Source organism: Streptomyces sp. NPDC041135 (genome assembly GCF_055592085.1).
Genome location: NZ_JBVIYZ010000005.1, coordinates 446,176 through 464,777, shown reverse-complemented (window position 1 = coordinate 464,777; position 18,602 = coordinate 446,176). Strand labels below are relative to the sequence as shown.

Annotated in this window: 19 protein-coding genes; 12 read left to right on the top strand and 7 right to left on the bottom strand. The window is 73.6% G+C overall.

Going from position 1 to position 18,602, the window contains the following annotated elements:
* The first annotated feature begins 226 nt into the window (after positions 1-226).
* Positions 227-1,744, top strand: coding sequence for a glutamate-cysteine ligase family protein (locus tag ACZ6CZ_RS15695; RefSeq protein WP_469020407.1), 1,518 nt, complete (start codon positions 227-229; stop codon positions 1,742-1,744).
* A gap of 164 nt (positions 1,745-1,908) precedes the next feature.
* Positions 1,909-2,649: a CPBP family intramembrane glutamic endopeptidase gene (locus tag ACZ6CZ_RS15690; RefSeq protein ID WP_469020559.1), complete on the top strand. Its 741-nt coding sequence runs from the start codon at positions 1,909-1,911 to the stop codon at positions 2,647-2,649.
* Between the two features lie 66 nt (positions 2,650-2,715).
* Here the strand turns inward: ACZ6CZ_RS15690 and ACZ6CZ_RS15685 are convergent, their stop codons facing one another.
* The 3 genes from ACZ6CZ_RS15685 to ACZ6CZ_RS15675 form a co-directional block, all read right to left on the bottom strand.
* Positions 2,716-3,528, bottom strand: coding sequence for a PhzF family phenazine biosynthesis protein (locus tag ACZ6CZ_RS15685; RefSeq protein ID WP_469020401.1), 813 nt, complete (start codon positions 3,526-3,528; stop codon positions 2,716-2,718).
* Between the two features lie 276 nt (positions 3,529-3,804).
* Positions 3,805-5,298 (bottom strand): IMP dehydrogenase, encoded by a 1,494-nt coding sequence (locus tag ACZ6CZ_RS15680; RefSeq protein ID WP_469020398.1) that lies wholly within the window; start codon positions 5,296-5,298, stop codon positions 3,805-3,807.
* 592 nt (positions 5,299-5,890) lie between these two features.
* Complete coding sequence (locus ACZ6CZ_RS15675) at positions 5,891-6,319, bottom strand: VOC family protein (protein ID WP_469020395.1); 429 nt, start codon at positions 6,317-6,319, stop codon at positions 5,891-5,893.
* 236 nt (positions 6,320-6,555) lie between these two features.
* Here ACZ6CZ_RS15675 and ACZ6CZ_RS15670 point away from each other — a divergent pair, with 236 nt between their 5' ends.
* The 4 genes from ACZ6CZ_RS15670 (at position 6,556) to ACZ6CZ_RS15655 (ending at position 10,253) form a co-directional block, all read left to right on the top strand.
* Positions 6,556-7,212, top strand: coding sequence for a PadR family transcriptional regulator (locus ACZ6CZ_RS15670; RefSeq protein ID WP_469020391.1), 657 nt, complete (start codon positions 6,556-6,558; stop codon positions 7,210-7,212).
* Between the two features lie 242 nt (positions 7,213-7,454).
* Positions 7,455-7,991 carry a hypothetical protein gene (locus ACZ6CZ_RS15665; protein WP_469020556.1) on the top strand — a complete coding sequence of 179 codons (537 nt, stop codon included), beginning with the start codon at positions 7,455-7,457 and terminating at the stop codon, positions 7,989-7,991.
* Between the two features lie 46 nt (positions 7,992-8,037).
* Complete coding sequence (locus ACZ6CZ_RS15660) at positions 8,038-9,042, top strand: EamA family transporter (protein ID WP_469020385.1); 1,005 nt, start codon at positions 8,038-8,040, stop codon at positions 9,040-9,042.
* A gap of 233 nt (positions 9,043-9,275) precedes the next feature.
* On the top strand, positions 9,276-10,253 hold the full coding sequence (locus ACZ6CZ_RS15655) for a DMT family transporter (RefSeq protein WP_469020380.1): 978 nt from the start codon (positions 9,276-9,278) through the stop codon (positions 10,251-10,253).
* Positions 10,254-10,302: 49 nt separating this feature from the next.
* Here ACZ6CZ_RS15655 and ACZ6CZ_RS15650 read toward each other — a convergent pair whose 3' ends face one another.
* Positions 10,303-11,013: a pyridoxamine 5'-phosphate oxidase family protein gene (locus ACZ6CZ_RS15650; RefSeq protein ID WP_469020376.1), complete on the bottom strand. Its 711-nt coding sequence runs from the start codon at positions 11,011-11,013 to the stop codon at positions 10,303-10,305.
* A 35-nt stretch (positions 11,014-11,048) separates the two neighbouring features.
* On the opposite strand from ACZ6CZ_RS15650, the gene ACZ6CZ_RS15645 reads away from it, so the two are divergent.
* Complete coding sequence (locus tag ACZ6CZ_RS15645) at positions 11,049-12,380, top strand: aminotransferase class I/II-fold pyridoxal phosphate-dependent enzyme (protein ID WP_469020372.1); 1,332 nt, start codon at positions 11,049-11,051, stop codon at positions 12,378-12,380.
* A gap of 64 nt (positions 12,381-12,444) precedes the next feature.
* Here ACZ6CZ_RS15645 and ACZ6CZ_RS15640 read toward each other — a convergent pair whose 3' ends face one another.
* Entirely contained in the window at positions 12,445-13,392 is a 948-nt protein-coding gene (locus ACZ6CZ_RS15640; protein ID WP_469020370.1) for a DMT family transporter, read from the bottom strand.
* A 74-nt stretch (positions 13,393-13,466) separates the two neighbouring features.
* Between ACZ6CZ_RS15640 and ACZ6CZ_RS15635 the strand changes: the two genes are divergently transcribed.
* A complete protein-coding gene (locus tag ACZ6CZ_RS15635) occupies positions 13,467-14,369 on the top strand; it encodes a LysR substrate-binding domain-containing protein (RefSeq protein WP_469020364.1) in 903 nt (300 codons plus the stop codon).
* Between the two features lie 35 nt (positions 14,370-14,404).
* Here the strand turns inward: ACZ6CZ_RS15635 and ACZ6CZ_RS15630 are convergent, their stop codons facing one another.
* Positions 14,405-14,872: a pyridoxamine 5'-phosphate oxidase family protein gene (locus ACZ6CZ_RS15630; protein WP_469020361.1), complete on the bottom strand. Its 468-nt coding sequence runs from the start codon at positions 14,870-14,872 to the stop codon at positions 14,405-14,407.
* A 115-nt stretch (positions 14,873-14,987) separates the two neighbouring features.
* On the bottom strand, positions 14,988-15,470 hold the full coding sequence (locus ACZ6CZ_RS15625; protein WP_469020358.1) for a Rieske (2Fe-2S) protein: 483 nt from the start codon (positions 15,468-15,470) through the stop codon (positions 14,988-14,990).
* A 172-nt stretch (positions 15,471-15,642) separates the two neighbouring features.
* Between ACZ6CZ_RS15625 and ACZ6CZ_RS15620 the strand changes: the two genes are divergently transcribed.
* The 4 genes from ACZ6CZ_RS15620 (at position 15,643) to ACZ6CZ_RS15605 (ending at position 18,530) form a co-directional block, all read left to right on the top strand.
* Entirely contained in the window at positions 15,643-16,407 is a 765-nt protein-coding gene (locus ACZ6CZ_RS15620; RefSeq protein ID WP_469020353.1) for a HipA family kinase, read from the top strand.
* Positions 16,404-16,853 carry a DUF3037 domain-containing protein gene (locus ACZ6CZ_RS15615; RefSeq protein ID WP_469020350.1) on the top strand — a complete coding sequence of 150 codons (450 nt, stop codon included), beginning with the start codon at positions 16,404-16,406 and terminating at the stop codon, positions 16,851-16,853. The genes ACZ6CZ_RS15620 and ACZ6CZ_RS15615 overlap by 4 nt, the downstream gene beginning before the upstream one ends.
* Positions 16,854-16,989: 136 nt before the next feature.
* A complete protein-coding gene (gene fabG, locus ACZ6CZ_RS15610; protein WP_469020344.1) occupies positions 16,990-17,751 on the top strand; it encodes a 3-oxoacyl-ACP reductase FabG in 762 nt (253 codons plus the stop codon).
* A 17-nt stretch (positions 17,752-17,768) separates the two neighbouring features.
* Positions 17,769-18,530 carry an SDR family oxidoreductase gene (locus ACZ6CZ_RS15605; RefSeq protein WP_469020341.1) on the top strand — a complete coding sequence of 254 codons (762 nt, stop codon included), beginning with the start codon at positions 17,769-17,771 and terminating at the stop codon, positions 18,528-18,530.
* Positions 18,531-18,602 lie beyond the last annotated feature (72 nt).

The window sequence follows — 18,602 nt, the reverse complement described above, 5'->3', positions numbered from 1 at the left end:
GGTCGGCCGAATGTCGTCGGCGTTTTTCACGAGGCGATCGGGGCACCCGCAGATGCGTGATGCCGCATGCCTCGTGAATGTGCCTCCGGACACATTCCGACAGCGTAGCGGGTACCGTGCCCGCGCGGGACGTTATCGATCGCTTCCGCGGGGCATCATCCCACGTGACCCGGGACAACACCGGCGGCCGGATCCGCGGCCCGCCCATCCGAGGAGGGAAGCCCAGATGGGGGAGAAGGTCGTGGCAGGGCCGTTCGACCTGTCCGATCGCCAGCGCTACCGAGAAAAGCTCCGGAAGTGCCTGACGGGACTGGAGCGGCTGCTGGTCGAGAAGCGCTTCGACCGCGCCAAGAACCTCATGGGCGTGGAGATCGAATTGAATCTCGCCGGTTCCGACGGGCAACCGAAAATGCTGAACGGGCAAGTACTCGAACGCATCGCCAGCCGAGATTTCCAGACAGAACTCGCCATGTTCAACCTGGAAGTCAACATCGCCCCGCACCCGTTGGGCGGCCGGGTCTTCGACCGGCTCGCCGAGGAGCTGCGCACCTCGCTGGCGTACGCCGACCGCAAGGCCGGCGAGGTGGACGCCGGCATCGTGATGATCGGCATCCTGCCCACCCTGGACCGCGACGACCTGGTCTCCTCCAACCTCTCCGAGGTCGACCGCTACGCCCTGCTGAACGAGCAGATCGTGGCCGCCCGCGGGGAGGACTTCCTGCTCGACATCGACGGCGTCGAGCACCTGACCTGCACCTCGAAGTCGATCGTTCCCGAGGCCGCGTGCACCTCCGTGCAGCTGCACCTCCAGGTCACGCCGTCCCGCTTCGCCGACGTGTGGAACGCGGCGCAGGCCGCCAGCGCCGTGCAGATAGCCGTCGGCGCCAACTCGCCGTTCCTGTTCGGTCACGAACTGTGGCGCGAGTCCCGGCCGCCGCTGTTCCAGCAGTCCACCGACACCCGGCCGCCGGAACTCCAGGCGCAGGGCGTCCGGCCGCGCACCTGGTTCGGCGAGCGCTGGATCTCCTCCGCGCAGGACCTCTTCGAGGAGAACCTGCGCTACTTCCCGGCGCTGCTGCCCATCTGCGACGACGAGGAGCCGCTCGAGGTCCTGGACGCGGGCGGGGTGCCCAAGCTCTCCGAACTCGTCCTGCACAACGGAACGGTGTACCGCTGGAACCGCCCGGTGTACGGCATCGCCGACGGCGTCCCGCACCTGCGGGTGGAGAACCGGGTGCTGCCCGCCGGGCCGACGATCACGGACATCATCGCCAACGCGGCCTTCTACTACGGCCTGGTCCGCGCCCTCGCCGAGGAGTCGCGGCCGGTGTGGACGCGGCTGCCGTTCGAGGCGGCCGAGGCCAACTTCGACGCCGCGTGCCGGTACGGCATCGACGCCCGCCTGGTGTGGCCGCGGCGCGGACGGTACGGCGGTACGGCCGAGGTCGACGCCGTCACCCTGGTCCGTGACGAGCTGCTGCCGCTGGCCGCGGCGGGGCTGGACGCCTGGGGTGTCGAGGCCGCCGACCGCGATCTCTACCTGGGCGTCATCGAGGAGCGGTGCCGTCGGCGGGTGAACGGCGCCTCCTGGCAGGCGGACACCTTCCACCGCGCGCTGGAGCAAGGTCTCAGCCGGGAGGCGGCCCTCGCCGCGACGACGCGCCGCTACGCCGAGCTGATGCACGCGGGCGAGCCGGTGCACACCTGGCCCGTGGGCCTGCCGGAGCCCGCACCGCTGAGCTGAGCGCCCCGCGTCCGCCGTGGCCCCTGCCACCCGGCCGGTGCGCCGGGGCGCGGGGGCGTGCGGCATGCTGTGATCCGCAACGGGCGGGTTCACGGCTGAAGGCAGGGGTGCAGGTGGAGGCGGACGCGGACGGTCTCTATCCGCGGGAGCGGCCCTCGCGGCGGATGTTCCGGGACGAGACGCTGCTCGTCCTGGCGCTGTCGCTCGGGGCGAGCGGAGTGTCGGCGCTGATCAGCTTCGTCGGCTCGGTCACGAAACCCGGCGGGCTCAAGGACCAGGCGGCCACCCTCAACGCCTCGGCCGCCCCCGGCCGCCCCTGGCTGGACCTGGCCTGGCAGCTGTTCGGCATCGCCGGCGCCCTCGTCCCCGTCGCCCTGGTCGCCCACCTGCTGCTGCGCGAGGGGGCGAGCCTGCGCAGCCTGGGCTTCGACCGCACCCGTCCCTGGTCCGACCTGGCCCGCGGCGCCGGGATCGCGGCCGTGATCGGCAGCACCGGGATCGCCTTCTACCTCGCCGCCCGCGGCCTCGGCTTCAACCTCACCGTCGTGCCCGAGGCGCTGCCCGGCGTGTGGTGGAAGTACCCCGTGCTGATCCTGTCCGCGCTGCAGAACGCGGTCCTCGAAGAGGTGATCGTCGTCGGCTATCTGCTGCGCCGGCTGGACCGGCTCGGCTGGACGCCGGGCACCGCGCTGGTCGCCAGCTCCGTCCTGCGCGGCTCGTACCACCTCTACCAGGGCATCGGCGGCTTCGTCGGGAACATGGCGATGGGCGTGGTCTTCGTCCTGCTGTACCGCCGCTGGGGACGCGTCGGCCCCCTGGTGGTGGCCCACTCCCTGCTCGACATCGGGGCGTTCGTCGGATACGCCCTGCTCGCGGGCAAGGTGGGCTGGCTGCCGACCGTCTGACCCGCCACGCGGGGGACGTACGGCCCCGGCCCCGCGGCCGTTCCGGAGCCGCCGCCCCCGCCGGTCTCAGGCGAGCAGCTCCCCGTCGATCACCGTCACGGCACGCCCGGTCAGCAGGGTGCGCTCGCCCCGCAGGCCCGTGCGGACCAGGCCGGCGCGCCGGGACGCCTGGAGGCCGGTGAGGTCGGTGCGGTCCAGGCGCGGCGACCAGTGCGGGGCCAGCGCGGTGTGGGCGCTGCCGGTCACCGGGTCCTCGTCGATGCCGATCCGCGGGAAGAAGCAGCGGGAGACGAAGTCGTAGCCGCGTGCGGGGTCGTCGGCGAGGGCGGTGGCGATGATGCCGCGCTCCGAGTACTCGGCCAGCGCCCGGTGGTCGGGGGCCAGGGCGAGCACCGTCTTCTCGTCGGACAGCTCCAGCAGCAGGTCGCCGATGTGCGGCCCGGTGTCGAACGCGGCGACCGGAACGGCGCCCAGGGCCTCGGCGATCCCGTCCGGCACCTCCGCCGGGGTGAGCGGGGCGGTGGGGAAGTCCAGGGTGACCCAGCCGTCCTCGGCGGGCGTCGCCACGAGCACCCCACTGCGGGTCGCGAACCGCACCGGGCCCTGGTGGGCGCCGGTGGTGTGCAGCACGTGGGCCGTGGCCAGCGTGGCGTGCCCGCACATCGCCACCTCGGCGACGGGCGTGAACCAGCGCAGCGCCCAGTCCGCCTCACCGCCCGGCGGCAGCGGGTGTGCGAAGGCCGTCTCGGCCTGGTTGACCTCCATGGCGACGTTCTGGAGCCGGTCGTCGTCCGGGAAGGCGTCATCGAGGAGCAGGACCCCGGCCGGGTTGCCGGCGAAGGGGCGGTCGGTGAAGGCGTCGACGATTCGAATGCGCATGGCGACGACGCTAGGGGCAGCGGGCGGCGGCGGACCAAGGCCAATTCGAGAGTCCTGGCCTGGTCCGCCGCGGCCGCGCACACGACCGCGCACCGCGTCCAGGACGCCGGACGCCTCCCTGGCTTCCCGGACCGGCACATCGGCACATCGACACGATCAGGATCTCCGGCGGTCGCCGTCCGGACGTTCGACGGCTGCCGGAGAACGCCGGACGGCCCCGTACCACCGACTCCCAGGCCGGTGGTACGGGGCCGTCGGCCCTGGCGTCCGGTCAGGTCACTCCGCGGCGTCGATGCCGGGGCGGCGTACCTCGATCTCCGCGCCCGTCTGCTTGAACGACTCCGAGGACACGGGCACCAGCACCGCGTCCCGGTGGAAGTCCCGCAGGTTCGTCGAGCCACAGCTGATCATCGTGGAGATCAGCTTCGCCCGGGTGCGCTCCACGTTGTCGTACAGGCTGCCCGCGTAGGGGACGTAGCCGTCGACGCCCTCCTCGAAGACCATCTGGCCGCGCTGGCCGTAGCGGGCCGCGTTCTGCGCGCGCTGGGAGCCCTCACCCCAGTACTCCTTGTACCACTGGCCGCCGATCTGGAGCTTGCGCGAGGGGCTCTCGTCGAGCCGGGCGAAGTAGCGGCCGAGCATGATGAAGTCCGCGCCCATCGCCAGGGCCATCGCCATGTGCGAGTCGTTGAGCAGACCGCCGTCGCAGCACAGGGGCACGTACACCCCGGTCTCCTGGGCGTAGGCGTCGCGCGCCTCGACCACGTCGAGCAGCGCGGAGGCCTGGCCGCGGCCGATGCCCTTCTGCTCCCGCGTCGTACAGATGGCGCCGCCGCCGATACCGACCTTCACGAAGGCGGCGCCCGCGTCGGCCAGGTAGCGGAAGGCCCGCCCGTCGACGACGTTGCCCGCGCCCACGAAGACGTCGTCCCCGTACTTGTCCCGGGCGAACTCCAGGGCCTTGGCCTGGTACACGGAGTAGCCGTCGGAGGAGTCCAGGCACAGCACGTCGGCGCCGGCGTCCACCAGGGCGGGAATGCGGTCCGTGAAGTCGCGGGAGTTGATGCCCGCGCCGACCCGCAGCCGCTTCTCGCCGTCCACGGTCGCGCGGTGGTAGGTCTTGTGGGCCTGGTAGTCCCGCTTCAGCACCAGGGAGACGACGCGGCCGTCGTCGACGACCGGCAGCACGTCCAGGTGGTGCTGCCAGATCAGCTCGTTCGCCTCGGACAGGGAGACGGTGGACGGCGCGGTGATCAGGCCGTCCCGGCCCCGCATCCGGTTGCCGACGGTCTCGCCGGCCCCGTGACGCTCCAGGTGGAAGTCGTCGAGGCTGATGACGCCCAGGAAGGTGCCGTCGGGCTCGCCGTTCTCCGTGACCACCGCCACGCCCTGCTCGGCCTCCGACAGCTGCCGGCCGACCTCGCCGAGAGAGGTCCCGGGAGTCACGGTGACCTCGCTGGTCCGGAAGCCGGCCTTGTGCCGCTTCACCGCCAGCACGTCCGACACCTGGTCCTCGATCTGCTGGTTCTGGTGGACGAACGACAGCCCGCCGACCTGCGCCAGTGCCACGGCCAGCGTGGGGGAGGACACCGCCTGCATGATGGCGCTCACCATCGGGGTGGCGATCCTGACCGCCGACTCCTCGCCGACCCGGTGACGCACCAGTGGCGCTCCGAGATCCACATTGTCCGGAGTGCATGCTTCAGTGGTCAGACCCGGGATGAGGAGGTATTCGCTCAGCGTACGAGAGATCTCGGGGAGGATTTTCACATCGTCTCCAGAAAGGAGCCTGCGAACCGATATCTGTGAGTCGGCGGGCTCGTGCGGGCAGTGCAGATTGTCACCTGCCGTCAGTGCGTCAACGGGAAGAACTCGCCCCTCGGAACTTCGGGGAGCGGACACACCGGGCGGGGACAGTGCTCGCGCGCGCGGCCGAATCGACAGCGAAGGCACTACAGACTCAACCTGCACGGTTCTGCACAGGCGCTGACTTCCATTACGCCATACGAGATGGTACCGCACCGGAAACGCCCGCCGTCCTGATCGCGGGGGCGGGCAGGGCGGACGGCAGTGCCGGGGATCACGTGTCCCACCTGCTCGCTGCCGCCCGCGGCGCACGCGGTCACCGCCCGGTCCGGCCCCCGGTCGCCACCCGCCTCCGCGCCCGGGGCGCGGGGTCGGTTAATCCGGTGCGCGATCGGGCGGCGGCGCGAGTGGAATGTTCCGGGACGCGGATAATCCTTTCGCGAATGCGACCGTGTGGATTTCAGGAGTCCGCGATGCCGGGCGCTCCGGGCGCTCCGGGGCAGGGTGGGGGGCGAGCGGCGTATGGCCGCCCGACACGTCCGCGGCCTCCGAGCCCTCAGTCGATACAGAACTCGTTGCCCTCGATGTCCAGCATCGGGATGCATGAATCGGTGCCGTCGTACAGCGTCCGCACGTGGACCGCGCCGAGCGGGGTCAACCGTGCGCATTCGGCCTCGAGTGCGGCGAGGCGCTCCGCACCGACGAGTCCGGTGCCGACCCGCACATCGAGGTGCACCCGGTTCTTCGCGGTCTTGCCCTCCGGGACGCGCTGGAAGTACAGCCGCGGGCCCACGCCCGAGGGGTCGACGCAGGCGAACCAGGAGTCCCGCTGCTCAGGTGGCTGTGCGTCCTGGTAGTCGTCCCAGGTGGCGAACCCCTCCGGCGGCGGCGGTACGACGTACCCCAGCACCTCGCACCAGAACCGGGCGAGACGCTCGGGCTCCGCGCAGTCGAAGGTCACCTGGAACTTCCTGATCGACGCCATCGGCCCACCCTATTGACGCGTACCGATCACCGGAAGCCCGCAGGTCGGCCGAGGTGGTCCGCGCGCCCTTCGTCATCGGGATCTGCCTGGGTGAGTCCACGTCGGCGGGACGTCGGCAGGGGCTTGTCATGCGATCGGCAGCGATATATCGTTGAGCCATCGCGACAACACGCGATACGTCAACTGGATGAACCATTGGCGGATGACCGGTGATGAAGGACGAAGGAGTGAGGGGAATGCGTACCCACGGTTTCGAGCGTGGACATCGGCAGGGTGGCCCGGGCGGCCGGCGTGGTCGCGGTGGACCCGGCGGGTTCGGCGGCTTCGGCGGCTTCGGTGAAGGCCGCGCGGCCTTCGGCCCCTTCGGGCCGGGCGGCCCCGGCTTCGGTCCCGGCGGCCCCGGTTTCGGACCAGGTCCCTGGGGGCCGCGAGGGCGGGGCGGTCCCCGGGGGAGGGCGCGGCGCGGCGACGTACGGGCCTCGATCCTGGCCCTGCTGAAGGACCGGCCCATGCACGGCTACGAGATGATCCAGGAGATCGCCGAACGCAGCGGCGGCGCGTGGAAGCCCAGCCCCGGCTCGGTCTACCCCACCCTCCAGCTGCTGGAGGACGAGGGCCTGATCGCCAGCGAGAGCGAGGGCGGCAAGAAGCTGTTCACGCTCACCGACAGCGGCCGCGAGACGGCGGAGGCCGGGCCGGACGCCCCCTGGGAGGAGGCCTCGCGCGGGGTCGACTGGGAGGTGCTCGCCGAGATCCGCCAGGCCGGCTTCGGCCTGATGGAGGCCTTCGGGCAGGTCTGGAAGACCGGCAGCAAGGAGCAGCGCGACAAGGCGCTGACCGTCATCAACGACGCGCGCAAGAGGCTGTACCTGATCCTCGCCGACGAGGACTGACAGCCGTACGGCGGCCAGGGCGCCCGGTGGAACACTCCGCCGGGCGCCCTGCCGCGTCCTGCGCCGAGCCCGGGTGCCGACGCGGGGGCGTACGGCAAGCCGGCGCGCGCGGTCGTACGGAGAACGGCCTGATCTCCTCCCCAGGGAGGAGATCGTGAGAGCCGGTGTCCACTCCTCGTGGGACCCCCGAATGCTCCCCGCCGGGGACGACCCGGCGGGCCGGAACTGATGGGGTGGTGTCCGTGCACCCCCGCATCTCCCGCCGGTCCGCCGGTGACCCGGGCCTCCCCGGAGCGGACGGCGCCGCCGGGCTCGGTGCCGAGCTGGCGGCGGTGGTCTCCGGCGCCCGCCGCAGGGCCGCACGGGACGGGGACCGGCAGATCGACACCGCCCATCTGCTCCACTCGCTCCTGGAGTGCGACCCCGCATCCCGCGCCGCGCTCGGCGACGCCCCGCAGCTCGCCCGCGTCTTCGGCTACCTCGTGCAGCGCAGCATCGGCTACGGGCTGAGCTGGCGCGGCAGCCCGGAGGACTCCGCGCGCCCGGAGGCGCCCGGGGAGTCCGGTGACTGGTCCCCGGCCGCGGCCGCTGCCCTGGAACGCGCCGCCGGCCGCGCCCGGCGGCGCGCCGCCGGCCACGCTACCGGCACCGATCTGCTCGCCTCGCTCGTCATGGACCCCGGCTGCCGGGCCGTCGAGGTTCTCGGCCGGGCCGGCGTCCCGGCCGCCGGGGTGTCCGCGCGGATCACGGCACCGGGCACCTCCCCGTCCACCTCATGAGACAGGTGTCAACGAGGGTGACGCTCATGTCGTCGCCTGTCATCATGTGCCGGTGCATACGTCTGGAATCAGTCAGGGCAGCCCCGGCAGAGGTGTCGGGCTCGGTCTGGCGCTCGTCTCGGCCCTGGCCTTCGGCGGCTCCGGAGTGGCGGCCAAGCCGCTGATCGAGGCGGGACTCGACCCGCTGCACGTGGTGTGGCTGCGGGTGGCGGGCGCCGCCCTGGTGATGCTGCCGCTGGCCGTGCGCCACCGTGCCCTGCCGCGCCGCCGGCCCGCGCTGCTCGCCGGGTTCGGGCTGCTCGCCGTCGCCGGGGTGCAGGCCTGCTACTTCGCCGCGCTCTCGCGCATCCCGGTCGGCGTCGCGCTGCTCGTGGAGTACCTCGCGCCGGCCCTGGTGCTGGGTTGGGTGCGGTTCGTGCAGCGCCGCCCGGTGACCCGGGCCGCCGTGCTCGGTGTCGTCCTCGCGGCGGGCGGCCTCGCCAGTGTGGTCGAGGTGTGGTCGGGGCTGAGCTTCGACGCCGCCGGGCTGCTGCTCGCGCTGGGCGCCGCCTGCTGCCAGGTCGGTTACTTCGTGCTGTCCGACCAGGGCGCCGACCGCGGTGAGCGGGCGCCGGACCCGCTCGGCGTCATCGCCTACGGTCTGCTCGTCGGGACGGCCGTCCTCACGGTCGTCGCCCGCCCCTGGCGCATGCACTGGTCGGTGCTGGCCGGTTCCGCGCGGCTCGACGGCACGGCGGTGCCCGCGGTGGCGCTGCTGGCCTGGATCGTCCTGGTCGCCACGGTCGTCGCCTACATCACCGGCGTGCTGTCCGTACGGCGGCTCTCCCCGCAGGTCGCGGGGGTCGTGGCCTGTCTCGAGGCGGTCATCGCGACCGTGCTGGCCTGGGTGCTGCTCGGTGAGCACCTCTCGGCGCCGCAGGTCGTCGGCGGCGCCGTCGTCCTGGCCGGCGCGTTCATCGCCCAGTCCGCCGCACCCGCCAAGGGCTCCGCCGAGCCGGTCGCCGCGGGCGGCCCGGAGCGGGCGCTGTCCGCCCGGGGAACGGCCGCCTAGCCGGCTTGCGGGACTAGACTGCGGGGCATGTCCGTGCACCAGCTCGTTCTTCCGCCTCCGGCCGCCTGAGGCGGGCCCCGGAGAACCGGGTCTTTCGTGGAACGTCACGACAGGCCCCCGCTCGGCATGCCGCCGGGCCGGACGGTGCCGCCCGCAGATGACGTCCGCGCGCCCCGCACGTACGGGGCCGCCGCCCGAACGTCCGCATCCGCGGCAGTCGCGAAGGACCTCTCGTGCCGAACACCACCTCAGGCCTGCCCGTCGGGCGTGGCCTGCTCTACCTCTTCGTCACCGGTGCCGCCTGGGGCACCGCCGGCGCCGCCGCCTCCCTGGTCTACCGGACCAGCGACATGGGCGCCTTCAGCCTCTCTTTCTGGCGCTGCGCGGCCGGCCTGGCGCTGCTGCTGGCCGGCCGCCGGCTGCGCCCCCGCAGGCGTCCCGCACCGGCGGAGCCGCTCGGCCGCCGGGCCGGCCGGGCCGTCGTCACCGGGCTCGGCCTGGCCGTGTTCCAGACCGCCTACTTCGCGGCCGTCCAGGCCACCGGCCTCGCCGTCGCCACCGTTGTCACGCTCGGCGCCGGTCCCGTCCTGATCGCGCTCGGTGCCCGGCTCTCGCTGGGCGAGCGGCTGGGCGGCGGCGGCACCCTCGCGGTCGCCGGGGCGGTCGCGGGCCTCGCCGTGCTGACCTTCGGCGGCTCGCAGGCGACCGTACGGCCGGCCGGTGTGCTGCTCGCCCTCGCCTCGGCGGCCGGCTACTCGGCCATGACGCTGCTGACCCGCCGGTGGGGGCGCGGCGGCGGGGCGGACTCCGCCGGCACCACCGTGTCGGCCTTCGCGGTGACCGCCCTGGTCCTGCTGCCGTTCGCACTGCACGAGGGCCTGCTCCCGCACACCGCCCACCCCGGCCGGCTGCTGTGGCTGATGGTGTACATCGCGGCCGTCCCCACCGCTCTCGCCTACGCCCTGTACTTCGCGGGCGCCGCCGCCGTCCGCTCCGCCACCGTGTCGGTGATCATGCTTCTGGAGCCGGTGACCGCCGCCGTGCTCGCCGTGGCGTTCCTCGGCGAGCGGCTGAGCACCGCGACGGTGGCGGGCACCCTGCTGATGCTCGGCGCGGTCACCGGCCTGGCCCTGAGCGAGGCCCGCGGGGCGCGCCGCGGAGCGTCGGCACCGCAGAGGGCGGAGGCGGAGGAGACGCCGGTGGCGGCGTGAGCCCGTGCGGGGCGGACACGGGGGAGCGCCGCGTGGGCACCGGGATGCCTCAGTCGGCCAGGGACCGCAGGTAGCCGGGGAGCGGGACACCGGGTGCCAGGTCGGCGTTGGCGGCCGGTGTGCCGTATCCCTTGCGCAGCGGGACGACACCCGCCCAGTGGGGCAGCTCCAGGTCCTCGGGTTCGTCGTTGGCGTCGCCGGTGCGCACCTTGGCGGAGACCTCGTCGAGGTCCAGGCGGATCACCGCGGTGGCGGCCAGCTCCTTGCGGTTCGCGGGGCGGGAGTCGGCCGCCCGGCCCGGTACGACGTGGTCCACCAGGGCGTCGAGGGCGGCGCGCCGCTCCTCCTCGTCGGTGACCTGGTGGGCGGTGCCGTGCACCACGACCGAGCGGTAGTTGATCGAGTGGTGGAACGCGGAACGCGCCAGGACCAGCCCGTCGACATGGGTCACCGTCAGGCACACCGGCAGCCCCGGGTCGGCCTGGCCGGTCAGCCGCAGCGGCCGGGAGCCGGTGGAGCCGTGCACGTAGAGCCGCTCGTCGACCCGGGCGTACAGCGTCGGCAGCACCACCGGGCGCCCGTCGCGGACGAAGCCGAGGTGGCAGACGTACCCCTCGTCGAGTATCGCGTGCACCAGGTCCCTGTCGTACGACGCCCGCTCCGCCGAGCGCGTGGGAACGGTGCGGTCGGTCGGGGCGTAGGCGCCGGACCCCTCCGGTGCCGTTCCGTGGGTGTCCTCGACTTCCGGCGTCCCCTGCATGGCGCCCTCCATTGTACTAGTGCATAATTGGTTTTGTGCTAGGAGGCTATCGGATCAGCGGACGTGGTGCAGCGGATATCGCCGCCGACGTGGAGCGCGCGGTGGGCGCCGGGGAGGTGCGACCGGGCCAGGCCCTGCCGCCCATGCGGGAGCTGGCGGCCGACCTCGGGGTGAACCCCAACACGGTCGCGGCCGCCTACCGCATCCTGCGCGAGCGCGGCGTGATCGAGACCGCCGGCCGCCGCGGCAGCCGGGTCCGGACCCGCCCGGTGACGACCGGCCGGGAACAGCTGCGGGTCACCGTCCCGGCCGGCGTCCGGGACCTGTCCACCGGCAACCCCGACCCCGCACTGCTGCCGCCCCTCGCCCCCGCGCTCGCGGCCGTGGCGGCCGAGGCCGACCGCGGGCCCGTCCTGTACGGCGCCGAGCCCGTCGACCCCGACCTGGCCCGGCTGGCCCGCGCCGGACTCGACGCCGACGGCGTCCCCGCCGGGCCGCTCGCCGTGACCTCGGGCTCCCTCGACGCCGTCGAACGCGTCCTGGCGGCCCACCTCAGGCCCGGTGACGCCGTCGCGGTGGAGGACCCCGGATGGGCCCGCACCCTCGACCTGGTCCCGGCACTGGGCCTGCGCGCGGTCCCCGTCGGCGTCGACGACGAGGGACCCCTGCCCGACGGGCTGCGCCACGCCCTGGAGTCCGGGGCCCGCGCCCTGCTCGTCACCGACCGCGCGCACAACCCCACCGGTGCCTCGGTCGGCGAGGCCCGCGCCCGGGCGCTGCGCACGGTGCTGCGCGAGCACCCGCAGACCCTGCTGATCGAGGACGACCACGGCCACGGCATCGTCGACCTGCCGCTGCACCCCCTCGCCGGCACCACCCGGCACTGGGCGCTGGTCCGTTCCGTCGCCAAGGCCTACGGACCCGACCTGCGGCTGGCCGTCGTCACCGGCGACCCGGTCACCGTCGACCGGGTGCACGGCCGGCAGCGGCTGGGGCCGGGCTGGGTGAGCCTGCTGATCCAGCGTGCCGTCGTGCGCCTGTGGACCGAGGGCGCGGTGGACGGGCCGGCCGTGGCGGCCGCCTATCGGGCGCGTCGTGAGCTCCTCGTCGGCGCGCTCGCCGACCTCGGCGTCACCGCCCACGGCCGCAGCGGCATGAACGTCTGGGTGCCGGTGCCCGACGAGACCGCCGCGGTGGCCCGCCTGCTCCACGCGGGCTGGGCCGTCGCCCCCGGAGCCCTCTTCCGCCTGCGGACCCCGCCCGGCATCCGCGTCACCGTCTCCACCCTGACGCCCCGGGAGACCGGCCCGCTGGCGGCGGCCGTGGCGGCGGCGACCGGCCCGGCCCCGGCGCGCGGCTACGCCTGACCGCCCGCCTTCACCGGGCGGGCGGTCACCGTGTCGCGGCGCCGGGACCCGCGCCCGTCCGGCATCACCCGCGTCGCGCGCCCGCCCTGCCTTTGACCTGGGTGAGCGCCGCGCCCGCCAGGACGATCACCGCGCCCACGGGGGTGGTCCAGCGCAGCGACTCCCCGAGGACCGCCACACCGGCCGCGGTGGCGATGACCGGGATGAAGTAGGTGACCATCTGGCCGGTCGTCGGGCCGACCTCCGCCACCAGCCCGTACTGGATGAGCACCGCGAGCCCGGTGCCGAGCGCCCCCAGCGCGGCGATCGCGAGCAGCGGCACCGGCGCGAACCGGCTCGGGACGGAGGTGAACAGCGATGTCACCACAGCCATCTGCACCGTCGCCAGCAGCAGCTGCGCCCCCGTCATCGACAGATGGGAGCCGCCCGACCCGGCGAGCGTACGACGGAGGTAGATCCAGCCGACCGGATAGCTGAGCGAGGCCAGCAGCGCCATCGACGTGCCCCGGGCGTCCAGCCCGTGGAAGCCCTGCCACGCGCCCAGGACCGTCAGCACGCCCAGGAAACCGAGCCCCAGCCCGGCCACCCGCACCCGCGAGGGCCGGTCCTCGGAGAGGGCGACCAGCGACAGGACCATGCCCCACAGCGGCGAGGTGGCGTTGCAGATGCCGGCCAGCGTCGAGGGGATCGTCAGCTCCGAGTAGGCGAACAGGGAGAAGGGCAGCGCGTTGAGCAGGAGCGCGGCGACCGTCAGGTGCCCCCAGGTGCGCGCCCCGCGCGGCAGCCGCTCCCGCTTCACGGCCATCGCGGCCAGCAGTACCGCCGTGCCGAACACCAGCCGGCCGAGAGTGACCTGGAACGGCGCGTACGCCCCCGTACCCACCTTGATCAGCAGGAAGCTGAAGCCCCAGATCAGGGACAGCGCCCCGAAGCGGAGCCGCCAGTCGAGCCGGCGGGGGCGGGGGAGGGGAGGGGCGGAGACGGGGGTCACGGGCGTGGTGGCGGTGCTCATGACGGTAACGATGCGGTACGCAACCTCGTAGCACAATCGAGAATTCGCACCCGATATCTCGTAGGATCGCTTACATGTTGAACCTGGAGCGCCTGCGCACCCTGGACGCCCTCGCCCGGCACGGCTCGGTGAGCGGCGCGGCCGACGCGCTGCACGTCACCACCTCCGCCGTCTCCCAGCAGCTGGGCAAGCTGGAGCGCGAGGTCGGGCAGCGGCTGCTCGCCAGGAACGGCCGGGGCGTCCGGCTCACCGACGCGGGACGACTGCTCGCCGAGCACGCGGCCCGCATCCTGTCGCAGGTCGAACTCGCCCAGTCCGACCTGGAGGCACAGCGCGGCCAGGTCGCCGGCGAACTGCGCCTGTCGGCGTTCCCGACCGCCGCCCGCGGCCTGTTCCCGGCCGCGCTCGCCGACCTGCGCGTGCGGCACCCCGCGCTGCGCGTGCGCTCCAGCGAACTCGAACCCGAGCTGGGCGTCGCCTCGGTGGTGCGCGGCGACCTCGACCTCGCGGTCGTCCTCGACTGGTACAACAAGCCGATGCCGGTGCCCGACGGCCTGGTCAAGGCGCCGCTGCTGGACGACCCGGCCGAGGTGGCCATACCCGCCGGGCACCGGTTCGCCGGGCGGGACGAGGTGGACCTGGGGGAGTTCGCCGAGGACGAGTGGATCACCTGGGGGCAGGGCGAGTTCTGCCACGAGTGGCTGATGTTCACGCTGCGCTCGCGGGGCATCGAGCCGATCATCGGCCACCGCGCCGCCGAGACCCACACCCAGCTCGGCCTGGTCGCCGCCGGCCTGGGCGTGTGCATCGCGCCCCTGCTCGGCCGGCACCCGGTGCCACCGGGCGTCGTCATGGTCCCGCTCCGGCAGCGCATGCGCCGGCACGTCTACGTGGTCTGGCGGGCCGACGCCGACCGCCGCCCCTCGATCCGCGCGGCCGTCGACGCCCTGCTCACGGCGGCGCGGCGCCTGGGCTGAACGGGGGCGACCCGGCACGGACGCGCGACAGGCCCTCAGGCGCCGCCCAGTTTCCGGAAGTCCCAGGAGACAATCTTCTCCGGTGTCAGCCGCGCCCAGGCGTGCCGGCCGTCGTGCGGCATCTCGTCCAGGCCGAAGTTCTTGCGCGCGAACAGCGTCTCGGCGGTGTCCAGTTCCGCGCACAGCTCACCGGTGCGCGGGACCTCGCCCACGAACTCCGCCCGCCCGGACAGCTCGACGCCGCGCAGCTGGTCGTACTCCTCGCCGGAGTCGATCACCACCGCGATCCGCGGATCGCGGCGCAGGTCGGCCCAGCGCCTGCTGCGCACCACCGAGTACAGCCACAGCGAGGTGCCGTCCCAGGCGAACCACAGGGCGCTCACGTGCGGCACGCCGTCCGCCGAGACGGTCGCGACCCGGCAGGTGCGCTGAGACGTGAGGAACGCGTCCAGTTCACCGGGTGTCATCATGATCCTGCGGCCCCGGCGCTGCGCGACGGTCATCCGGCCCCCCTCGTTCGTCTCCCACGGCGGTCCCGCCGATCCTGCGGCAGCGCACCGGGAAAGGGAACGGGTCGTCGTCCCCCGGCGCGCTCCCGTCCCGTACGCGGCCGGGCCGTCAGGCCAGGGTGATCTCGCCGCCGGAGACGGTGATCTTCCGTTCGGGCAGCGGCTTGGTCGCCGGGCCCTTGCGGACACTGCCGTCGGCGACGGAGAACTCGCTGTGGTGGCAGGGGCAGACGATGGCGCCGTCGGCCACGCTGCCCACCGCGCACCCCGCGTGCGTACAGGTGGACGAGAAGGCCTTGTAGGTGCCGGCCGTGGGCTGGGTGACCACCACGCCCTGGTCCTTGAAGATCTTGCCGCCGCCCTCCGGGATGTCGGAGGCGGCGGCGAGCGCGCTCCCGCCGCCCGCGCCGTCGCCACCGCCCTTCGCCCCGCCGTCGGCCTTCGCCCCGCTGCCGACCTGCGTGGCGTCGGTGGAGTCGTCCTGCGAGCCGCAGGCGGTCAGCGCGGCGGCGAGTCCCGCCGCTCCGGCCGCCGCCACGACGGTACGGCGGGCCGGTCCCGCGGTGGCGGGCTCGAACGGTGCGCTGGTCATGTGGGACGTCCCTTCGGCGGAGCTGTTCGTGGTGCTGCCCAGGGGTACGGCCCGCGGCCGCCGCCTGTTCAGACGGCGGCCCGGTGCCGCCCCGGTGGCCGGCCGGCGGGCAGCCGCGAGCGGCCGGCCCGCTGCCCGCGGCGCACGCGTCGCACCCCAGTAACCTGGGGCGATGCTCAAGGACGTCATCGCGACCCGCTACATCACGCCCCTGCGGGAGGGCGGTTCGCTGCCGGGACTCGTCGAGGCCGACGACTTCCGCACCTACGTCATGAAGTTCACCGGCGCCGGACAGGGCCGCAAGACGCTGGTCGCCGAGGTGGTGTGCGGCGAACTCGCCCGCCGGCTCGGCCTGCGGGTGCCCGGGCTGGTGACGCTCGCGCTGGACCCGGTCCTGGGGCTCGGCGAGCCCGACCCGCAGGTGCAGGAGCTGCTCAGATCCAGCGGCGGCGCCAACCTCGGCATGGACTTCCTCTCCGGCGCCCTCGGCTTCGACCCGCTCGCCTTCCCGGTGAGCCGCGCGTCGGCGGGACGGATCGTCTGGTTCGACGCGCTGGTCAACAACGTCGACCGCTCCTGGCGCAACCCCAACCTGCTGGTGCACCGGGGCGAACTGTGGCTCATCGACCACGGCGCGACCATGATCTGGCACCACAACTGGCCCTCCGCCGAGGCCTCGGCCGCCCGCCCGTACGACGCCTCGGACCACGCCCTGGCCCGCTTCGCGCCGGATGTCCGGGCCGCCGCGGCCGACCTGGCACCCCGGGTCACCGAGGAGCTGCTCGCCGAGGTCACCGCGGAGATCCCGGACGCCTGGCTGACCGGCGAGCCCGGCTTCGACACCCCGGACGACCTGCGGCGGGCCTACGCGCGCCCCTTGCTCGCGCGCGCCGCGGCCGTCCACGAGCGCATCACCGGCATCGAGGAGGACGCGTGAGCGGGCAGCACATCCACATGGCCGGACATGTGACGGAGCGTCACATCACCCGGGCGGGCCAGGGCGGCGACCGCGACGTCTTCGAGTACGCCGTGCTGCGCGTCGTCCCCCGCGTCGAACGCGGCGAGTGCATCAACGCGGGCGTGCTCGTGTACTGCCGGGCGCGGGCCTACGTGGGCGCCCGCACCCACCTGGACGAGGCCCGGCTGCTGGCCCTGGACCCGGCGGCCGACGTGGCCGGGGTGCGGGCCGCGCTGGGCGCGGTGGAGCGCGTCTGCGCGGGCGGGGACGGGGCGGGGCAGGCCGCGGGCGACGACGCCGGGCGGCGCTTCCGCTGGCTGATCGCGCCCCGCTCGACGGTCGTGCAGCCCGGCCCGGTGCACACGGGTCTGACCGCCGACCCGGCCGCCGAGGCGGAGCGGTTGCTGGACCTCCTGGTGAGGTAATGGATCACACCGGCCGGGTGTGGCGTTGACACCGGGTGCCAGGGCTTCTAGCGTCACGTCTGCTGAAGGTACTAAGCGGTCGCTCACCGCACCCGTCAGGTTCTCTGCAGGTTCTCTCAAGGGCGAGGAGACACACATGTCCACCACTGAGCAGCGGGTTGCCGTCGTCACCGGCGGGGCGCGCGGCATCGGAGCCGCGACCGCCGTACGCCTGGCCGCGGAAGGCCGCGCGGTCGCCGTCATCGACCTCGACGAGGCCGCCTGCAAGGACACCGTGGAGAAGATCACCGCGGCCGGCGGCCGGGCCCTCGCGGTCGGCGCCGACATCTCCGACGAGGCGCAGGTCGAGGCCGCCGTCGCCCGGATCGTGGCGGAGCTGGGTGCCCCGACCATCCTGGTCAACAACGCCGGCGTGCTCCGCGACAACCTGCTGTTCAAGATGAGCGTCTCCGACTGGGACACCGTCCTGAACGTGCACCTGCGCGGCTCGTTCCTGATGACGAAGGCCGTCCAGAAGCACATGGTGGACGCGGGCTGGGGCCGGGTCGTCAACCTCTCCTCGTCCTCCGCGCTCGGCAACCGCGGCCAGGCCAACTACTCCGCCGCCAAGGCCGGCCTCCAGGGCTTCACCAAGACCCTCGCCATCGAGCTGGGCAAGTTCGGCATCACCGCCAACGCGGTCGCCCCCGGCTTCATCGCCACCGAGATGACCAAGGCCACCGCGGACCGCGTCAAGATGGGCTTCGAGGAGTTCAAGGCCGCGGCCGCCACCCAGATCCCCGTGCAGCGCGTCGGCGAGCCCGAGGACATCGCCAACGCCATCGCCTTCTTCACCGGCGAGGCGGCCGGCTTCGTCTCCGGCCAGGTCCTGTACGTCGCCGGCGGACCGCTCAACTAGGACACGGGATCACGGACATGACTGAACTGCCTGCACTTTCCGGCAAGGCCGCCCTGGTCACGGGCGCCAGCCGCGGCATCGGCTACGGCATCGCCGAGGCCCTGGTGGCCCGCGGCGACCGGGTCTGCATCACCGGCCGCAACGAGGACGCCCTCAAGGAGGCCGTCGACCGGCTCGGCGCCGACCGGGTCATCGGGGTCGCGGGCAAGGCCCACGACCTCGCCCACCAGGCAGAGGCCGTCGAGCGCGCCATGGAGGCCTTCGGCCGCGTCGACTACCTGGTCAACAACGCCGGAACCAACCCGGTGTTCGGCCCGATCGCCGACCTCGACCTGGACGTCGCGCGCAAGGTGTTCGAGACCAACGTGATCTCGGCGCTCGGCCTCGCCCAGAAGACCTGGCACGCCTGGCAGAAGGACAACGGCGGCGCCATCGTCAACATCGCCTCCGTCGCGGGCCTCGCGCCCTCGCCGTTCATCGGCGCCTACGGTGTCAGCAAGGCCGCGATGATCAACCTGACCCAGCAGCTGGCGCACGAGTTCGCGCCGCGGGTCCGGGTCAACGCGATCGCCCCGGCCGTCGTCAAGACCAAGTTCGCCGAGGCGCTCTACGAGGGCCGGGAGGCCGAGGCGGCCGCGGCCTACCCGCTCGCCCGGCTCGGCGTGCCCTCCGACATCGGCGGGGCCGCCGCGTTCCTCACCTCCGAGCAGTCCGGCTGGGTCACCGGGCAGACGCTCGTCGTCGACGGCGGCCTCTTCCTCAACGCCGGCGTCGCCTGACCGCGACAGCGGCCGGACCGGCCACCGCGCGGGGCGCCGTTTCCCCCGAAACGGCGCCCCGACGGACGTACA

Excerpts from the sequence above, each read along its gene's own strand:
- ACZ6CZ_RS15695 (WP_469020407.1), top strand. The coding sequence starts at position 227 with ATGGGGGAGAAGGTCGTGGCAGGGCCGTTCGACCTGTCCGATCGCCAG.
- ACZ6CZ_RS15690 (WP_469020559.1), top strand. The coding sequence starts at position 1,909 with ATGTTCCGGGACGAGACGCTGCTCGTCCTGGCGCTGTCGCTCGGGGCG.
- ACZ6CZ_RS15685 (WP_469020401.1), bottom strand. The coding sequence starts at position 3,528 with ATGCGCATTCGAATCGTCGACGCCTTCACCGACCGCCCCTTCGCCGGC.
- ACZ6CZ_RS15675 (WP_469020395.1), bottom strand. The coding sequence starts at position 6,319 with ATGGCGTCGATCAGGAAGTTCCAGGTGACCTTCGACTGCGCGGAGCCC.
- ACZ6CZ_RS15670 (WP_469020391.1), top strand. The coding sequence starts at position 6,556 with ATGCGTACCCACGGTTTCGAGCGTGGACATCGGCAGGGTGGCCCGGGC.
- ACZ6CZ_RS15650 (WP_469020376.1), bottom strand. The coding sequence starts at position 11,013 with ATGCAGGGGACGCCGGAAGTCGAGGACACCCACGGAACGGCACCGGAG.
- ACZ6CZ_RS15640 (WP_469020370.1), bottom strand. The coding sequence starts at position 13,392 with ATGAGCACCGCCACCACGCCCGTGACCCCCGTCTCCGCCCCTCCCCTC.
- ACZ6CZ_RS15635 (WP_469020364.1), top strand. The coding sequence starts at position 13,467 with ATGTTGAACCTGGAGCGCCTGCGCACCCTGGACGCCCTCGCCCGGCAC.
- ACZ6CZ_RS15630 (WP_469020361.1), bottom strand. The coding sequence starts at position 14,872 with ATGACCGTCGCGCAGCGCCGGGGCCGCAGGATCATGATGACACCCGGT.
- ACZ6CZ_RS15625 (WP_469020358.1), bottom strand. The coding sequence starts at position 15,470 with ATGACCAGCGCACCGTTCGAGCCCGCCACCGCGGGACCGGCCCGCCGT.
- ACZ6CZ_RS15620 (WP_469020353.1), top strand. The coding sequence starts at position 15,643 with ATGCTCAAGGACGTCATCGCGACCCGCTACATCACGCCCCTGCGGGAG.
- fabG (WP_469020344.1), top strand. The coding sequence starts at position 16,990 with ATGTCCACCACTGAGCAGCGGGTTGCCGTCGTCACCGGCGGGGCGCGC.
- ACZ6CZ_RS15605 (WP_469020341.1), top strand. The coding sequence starts at position 17,769 with ATGACTGAACTGCCTGCACTTTCCGGCAAGGCCGCCCTGGTCACGGGC.